Annotated in this window: 7 protein-coding genes; 1 reads left to right on the top strand and 6 read right to left on the bottom strand. The window is 67.0% G+C overall.

Annotation, left to right across the window (positions count from 1 at the left end):
- The 6 genes from GJ693_RS17410 to GJ693_RS13035 all read right to left on the bottom strand — a co-directional run.
- A partial coding sequence (locus GJ693_RS17410) for a hypothetical protein (RefSeq protein ID WP_207789964.1) occupies positions 1–202 on the bottom strand: 202 nt, incomplete at its 3' end.
- A gap of 108 nt (positions 203–310) precedes the next feature.
- Positions 311–844 carry an OmpA family protein gene (locus tag GJ693_RS17685; RefSeq protein WP_156256724.1) on the bottom strand — a complete coding sequence of 178 codons (534 nt, stop codon included), beginning with the start codon at positions 842–844 and terminating at the stop codon, positions 311–313.
- Between the two features lie 38 nt (positions 845–882).
- Positions 883–1467 (bottom strand): OmpA family protein, encoded by a 585-nt coding sequence (locus GJ693_RS17680; protein WP_197042186.1) that lies wholly within the window; start codon positions 1465–1467, stop codon positions 883–885.
- Positions 1468–1678: 211 nt separating this feature from the next.
- Entirely contained in the window at positions 1679–2227 is a 549-nt protein-coding gene (locus GJ693_RS13045; protein ID WP_156256723.1) for a VOC family protein, read from the bottom strand.
- Positions 2224–3309: a 4-hydroxyphenylpyruvate dioxygenase gene (hppD, locus tag GJ693_RS13040; protein WP_156256722.1), complete on the bottom strand. Its 1086-nt coding sequence runs from the start codon at positions 3307–3309 to the stop codon at positions 2224–2226. Before hppD ends, GJ693_RS13045 begins: the two co-directional genes overlap by 4 nt.
- Before the next feature lie 133 nt (positions 3310–3442).
- The gene (locus tag GJ693_RS13035; RefSeq protein ID WP_156256721.1) at positions 3443–5338 is read right to left on the bottom strand and encodes a DUF4231 domain-containing protein; all 1896 of its coding nucleotides are present in this window, start codon (positions 5336–5338) and stop codon (positions 3443–3445) included.
- A gap of 178 nt (positions 5339–5516) precedes the next feature.
- Here GJ693_RS13035 and GJ693_RS13030 point away from each other — a divergent pair.
- A partial coding sequence (locus GJ693_RS13030; protein ID WP_197042185.1) for a toll/interleukin-1 receptor domain-containing protein occupies positions 5517–6018 on the top strand: 502 nt, incomplete at its 3' end.

Below are 6018 nucleotides of genomic sequence, written 5' to 3'. Positions count from 1 at the left end.
GCTGCTGCGGCAAGGCGGCGGGCGGCGGGGCGCGATTCAGTTCCTGAGCGGTGGGCGGGCGCGCCGGTGCGCCAGGGTTGACCTGTGCCAGTGCCGGGGCGGCGAAGGCCGTCGCGCCCAGCAGCGCCAGCGACCCAGCCGCGAGTCTGCGACCGGAACGGCCGGAACGGCCACGACGGATCGCGCGGGCAAGACCCTGCATCAAAACACCTCCCCCGTCGCCAGCCGGCCCTTAGCACCGCCGCCTGGCTTCACTCCTCCGTCTGCACCCGCCAGATCCCCACCCGACGGGCTACAGCCGCGTCAGCTGTCAGCGCGCAACCACTTCCACCCGCCGGTTGGCAGGATCGGTGGCGCTGCGGCCTGGCAATGGCCGATCAAATCCGTAACCCCGCGCCGAAAGCCGGCTACGGTCTACACCCTTGCTGGCGAGATAATCCACCACGCTCTTCGCCCGCGCCTGGCTGAGGGAGGCATTCAGCGCGCGGCTGCCGCTGCGATCGGTGTGGCCTTCAACGGTGAAGGGACGAAAGCTGCCGACCCGGATCAGGCCGGCGGCAAAACGGTCCAGCGTGGCCCGCGCAGCGGCGGTGAGCCGCGCTGAACCCAGCTCGAAACTCATCTGGATGTCCTGGCGGACAACCTTGCCCTTCACCCATTGGCGGGTGCAGGCGGTATCCGGCGCGGTGCCATCGGGATTGACGCGGCCGGTGGCGACCGCCGGGCAATCGGCCAGCGAGTCCGCGAGGGCAGCAACGGGATCAGCAGCGGCTTGCGCCTGCACTTGCATCAGCGGCAGCAGGGCCAGGGAGGCCATCACCACGGCTGCGACGGTCTTGCGCATGCTTACCCCCAGACGCGAAAATCGGTGTTACGCAAAGGTCAACGCGCAACCACCTCCACGCGCCGGTTGGCCGGATCATCGGCCGACCGACCCGGCAGGGGCCGCTCATAGCCATAACCTTGCGCGGTCAACCGGGAACGGTCAACCCCCTTTGAGACCAGATAGTTGACCACGCTTGCCGCCCGGGCCTGGCTGAGCACGCGGTTGGTCGCCGGGCTGCCGCTGCGATCGGTGTGGCCTTCAACCGTGAACGGGCGATAGCTGCCGGCGCGCACCAACGCAGCGGCAAAGCGATCGAGGGTAGCGCGGGCCTGGTTGGTCAGTTCCGCTGATCCGACCAGGAAGCTCATGTTGATGTCGGCGCGAATCACGCGCGAGACGGTCGAGGCCACGGATGCGGCCGCGGCCGACGGGCGGCGCAGCACCATTTGGCGGGTATCGGGCTGATCGGCGCAGCTGCCATCGGGCAGGGTCGCGGCGCAGGCCGGCTCGGCGGGCGCGGCGGCGGCCGGGGCTGGCTGGGCCAGTTGCTTGGCCAGTTCCTCGACACTCTGGGCAGCAGCCGGGGCTGCAGCCAGCGAACCTGCCATCAGCAGGCCAGCGATGATCGAACGATGCACCATGGTAACACACTCCTCCACCGATATAGCATTTACGCTTGCTATACCTTTTGTCAATCTGGACGCCCGCAGCGTTGCCCGCGCGCGGCTTGCCAGATCGACCAGCGGCGACAAGCGAAGCGATGCGCCTTGCCGCTTTCTGAGTCAATCATCACCGGGGCTTGCCGCGCCCAATTGCCGTGAAGGCGCCGTGACAGGCGCAGCAAAAATGTGCTCAGCGGTCCTCCGCCGGTGGCTGGTGCAGCCAGGCGGCGTGCTGGGGGGCCTGCTTCGTCTGACTCCATTCGGCCAGCATCAGCGGCGCCACCGATTTCAGTTCGGCATATTGTTCGGCGGTGCCGATGTTGCAGGCCAGTTCCAGCCGATGGCCGTTGGGATCAAAGAAATAGATCGATTTGAAGATGCCGTGCCAGGTCGGCCCCAGCACGTCGATGCCCAGCGCTTCCAGGTGCGCCTTGGCGGCCACCAGCTCGGCCTCGCTCTCCACCTCGAAGGCCAGGTGCTGCACCCAGGCCGGGGTGTTGGGGTCCTTGCCCATCGCGGGCTGGTTGGGCAGTTCGAAAAAGGCCAGCACATTGCCGCCGCCGCAATCGAGGAAGACGTGCATATAGGGATCATAGGCACCGGTGGACGGCACATGATCCTCGGCAAAGGCATTGGTATAGGTCATGCCCAGCGCCTTTTCATACCAGGCCACCGTCTCGGCCGCGTCGCGGCAGCGATAGGCGACATGATGGATGCGCTTCAGCGTCGGCGTCGTCATTGGGCCGGCTCCTCCACCTTCAGTACGCCGCGGCGCAGCTGGTCGCGCTCCATGGATTCAAACAGCGCCTTGAAATTGCCTTCGCCAAAGCCCTCGTCACCCTTCCTCTGGATGAATTCGAAGAACACCGGCCCGATCATGGTTTCCGAAAAGATCTGGAGCAAAAGGCGCTTGCTGCCATCGGTGGTGCCATCGAGCAGGATGCCGCGCGTCTGCAATTCGGCCACCGGTTCGCCATGGCCGGGCAGCCGCTCAGCCAGCATCTCGTAATAGGTGGCCGGCGGCGGCGTCATGAACGGCGTGCCGGTCGCCTTCAGCCGATCCCACACAGCCAGCAGATCATCGCAGGCAAAGGCAATATGCTGGATGCCCTCGCCATTATAGGCGCGCAGGAATTCCTCGATCTGGCCGCCACCGCCCCGGCCCTCTTCATTGAGGGGAATACGGATCTTGCCGTCGGGCGCGGTCATCGCCTTGCTGGTGAGGCCGGTATATTCGCCCTTGATGTCGAACCAGCGGATCTCGCGGAAATTGGCGATCCGCTCGTAAAACGCCGCCCAGTGCGCCATGCGACCACCATAAACATTGTGGGTCAGGTGGTCGATGACAGCCAAGCCCGCGCCGACCGGATGCCGGTCCACACCGGCTTCATACACGAAATCAATGTCATAGATCGACAGGTCGTCGCCATAGCGATCGATCAGATAGATGATCGAGCCACCGATACCGCGGAACCCCGGCAGGCGCAGTTCCATCGGGCCGGTGCGGCTTTCGACCGGCTCGGCACCGCGCTCCAGCGCCTCGGCATAAGCCTTCGCGGCATCCTTCACCCGCCAGGCCATGCCGCAGGCCGACGCACCATGCTCGGCCGCGAAATACCAGGCGGGGCTGTGCTTCTCATAATTGGCGATCAGGTTGATGCCGCCCTGCCGCCACAGCTGCACGTCCTTGGACCGGTGATGTGCAACCTGGGTGAAGCCCATCGCAGCGAACACCGGTTCCAGCACGCCCTTGGTGGGCGCGCAGAATTCGATGAATTCAAAGCCATCAAGGCCCAGCGGATTGTCGAACAGATCGGCCACGTCGAGTCCCCTGCGGTTATGATTCAATCATAGCGCAAGTGGCGGCCAAAGTCCGTGCATGTTGCAGCGACCTGTCGCCCGGCCTTGCACAGACCGTGCGCACAAATACCATATCATGCACTGTTTGAGCGGATCAGACCGGAACCGTGAAATGCTTGCCCGCAAACACGGCCTGCCAGCTCTCGATCTCTGACACCACCACATCGTCGCCGGCATGGGCGAGATCGGCCACCCGGCCAAAGTCCAGGCTTTCCAGCGGCGCGGCGGCCAGCAGCCGGGCGCGGCGCAGCACGACGTCGAGCTTGTCGGCCGATACACGGCTGATCGCGGCAAATCGGTCGAAATCGCCGAAATAGCGGATGCCGGCCACGCCGCCGCCGATGGTCGGGAACAGCACGCCCAAGAAGGTGAAGACCTTGGCGGTGCTCTCGGCAAGGTCATGCGGCAGCAGACCCACCACGCCGCCAGCCCACATCAGCAGCCAGCAGGCCACCGCCAGCACGGCGAGCTGGAAGGCGATGCTGGACACGCGGTCGAGCCGGTGGTGCACCTGTTCCAGCCGCGCCGCCTTGAACAGGTGATAGTCGCGCTGGCCGGTCAGGTGCGGGATCAGCAGGCCATCGAGCACGGCGCGCAGCCAGCCCTGGGTGATGGTGGCAGCCGGCAGGCCAACCTCGCGCAGCGCCTGGCGGGCGTGATATTCGGGCCAGGTGTCGCCATGGCCATGCGCCTTGGGCCAGCGCCCTGGCGGCCGCATCACGCCCAGCGCCAGCAGAAACGGCGCGTGGCGCAGATATTCGGCCGCGCGGCGGGTGGAAAACCAGCGATCATGCCAATGGCCGCTGCGCCCCAGCGCCGTGGTGATGACGATGGTGGCCAGCAACAGGAATTCGGCAGTGGCAAACACATGTTTCCACCCCGGCCCGGCCGTGGGCATATAGGCGAGGCCGACCAGCACCGACAGGCTGGAGGCGATGAAATTGGCTACCATGCCGCCACGATAGAGATCGGAGTAGCGGGTGGAGATGCCATCAGCCCAGGCAAAGCGCTCCAGCACCGCCGTGCCGATGGCGCGCGGCCAGGCTGGATCGGCGCCGGGCAGTGCTGCCAGGCTGGCCAGCAGCGCCGCGCCGCTGCCGGTGGCAATGGCTTCGGGCGGTTCGTGCACCTGGGTGAGCGAACGGAACGGCCGGCCGCCACCGAACAGCGCCTCGACCCGGCGATAGGTGTGAAACAGCGGGTTGCTGCGTGCCCGCCAGGATTCGGGCGCCAGCGCCTGGGCTTCGGCCGCAGCCTCGCCGGGTGGGTGCAGCGCGGTGGCGACGAGCCGGGCAAGACCGGCGTCGCGATCCGCATTGGGCGGCAACGGCTGGTCAAGCGCTTCAAGGTCGTTCACCAGCCGCCAGGCCTCGGGCGCGCGGGCATCAATGAGGACAACACTGGCCCCAGCCAGCAGCGTGTTGGCAATGGTGTGGCCGGTGCCGCCGACCGCATCCCGATTGGCGCCATCCCAGACCGCGATGACCAGATCGGACTGTTCGATCATCACCCGCCCGGCCAGTGCCACCCGGCGCGAGGTCGCGGCGGCCAGCTTCTGGCCCAGCGCCACGTCGGTGGGCGCGGCCAGTGTGGCAAGGAACAGCGCCTCGATCGGCGCATCGGCGTCGGCCAGGTCGAGCACCCGGGACCGGGCCAGCAGTTCATCCAGCGCCGCCGCCCGCGCCGCCGTGGCCGGATCCTTCGCCAGTTGGCCGGCCAATAGCGCCCGGGCATCCGCCACCGTTTCCGGCCGGGCATTGATGGCGCGATTGAGGGCGCGACCAAAGGGCAGCGGCGCCACCTGTTCCCAGCCGCGGCCAAGGCCCGCCCGCGCCGCCATCTGGTCGGCTCCGTCGGCCATCAGGCTGTGCAGCCGCACCTGCGCCGGGCCCGCAGCCGCAGCGATGGCGGCGAACAGCTGGTCGATCACAGCGGCGATGCGATCCTGATTGGCCGCCAGGCTGGCATTGGTGACGCGATGCCCGGTCACGCCCAAAGACAGGACAGGCACCGGCAGCGGCGGCACTATGGGGTTGCGGGCATCAGCCATCGCCGCCAGATTCCCGTCTTCGCCAGCAAACACAACCGCATTTTGCGTGACGCTGCGATTTTGGCGTTCGCAAAGCCAACAAAAATCCGGCAAGAATATCGCGGCGTTGGGGGAGCAAGTGAGCGGCACGGCGAACGACGGCGATCAGGGGCAAGGGGCGGCGGCAGACGCGCCGGCCCCGCTGCGTCTGTTCATCAGTTATTCGCGGATCGATCAGGCCATTGCCCTGCCGCTGATCAGCGGGCTCGAACAGCAGGGCTATGCCGTATGGTGGGACGGGCTGCTGGAAGGCGGCGACAATTTCCTGCCCACCACCCAGGCCGCGCTGGAAAATGCCGATGCGGTGGTGGTGCTGTGGTCGAAGACGTCGGTGGACAGCCACTGGGTGCGCGACGAAGCGACCGTGGGCCGCGAAGGCCGCCGGCTGGTGCCACTGTCCATCGATGGCAGCCTGCCACCCCTGGGCTTCCGCCAGTTCCAGGTGATCGACATCACGAAATGGAACGGCAAACCGGCGGCACCCGAGTTTCAGCGCGTCATTCGCGGCATCGCCCTGGTGTCGGGCGCCGCGCCCGCCGCCGGGCCGATACCGCCCACCGCCGCCAGCCGGCCGGCCCCCT

The organism is Sandarakinorhabdus oryzae (genome assembly GCF_009733735.1).
GTDB lineage: Bacteria > Pseudomonadota > Alphaproteobacteria > Sphingomonadales > Sphingomonadaceae > Sandarakinorhabdus > Sandarakinorhabdus oryzae.
Note: the sequence above shows the minus strand (reverse complement) of the source record. Positions and strands in the feature narration are given on the sequence as shown.

What these genes read in the sequence shown, in the direction of transcription:
- GJ693_RS17685 (WP_156256724.1), bottom strand. Translation starts at nt 844, where the DNA reads ATGCGCAAGACCGTCGCAGCCGTGGTGATGGCCTCCCTGGCCCTGCTG.
- GJ693_RS17680 (WP_197042186.1), bottom strand. Translation starts at nt 1,467, where the DNA reads ATGGTGCATCGTTCGATCATCGCTGGCCTGCTGATGGCAGGTTCGCTG.
- GJ693_RS13045 (WP_156256723.1), bottom strand. Translation starts at nt 2,227, where the DNA reads ATGACGACGCCGACGCTGAAGCGCATCCATCATGTCGCCTATCGCTGC.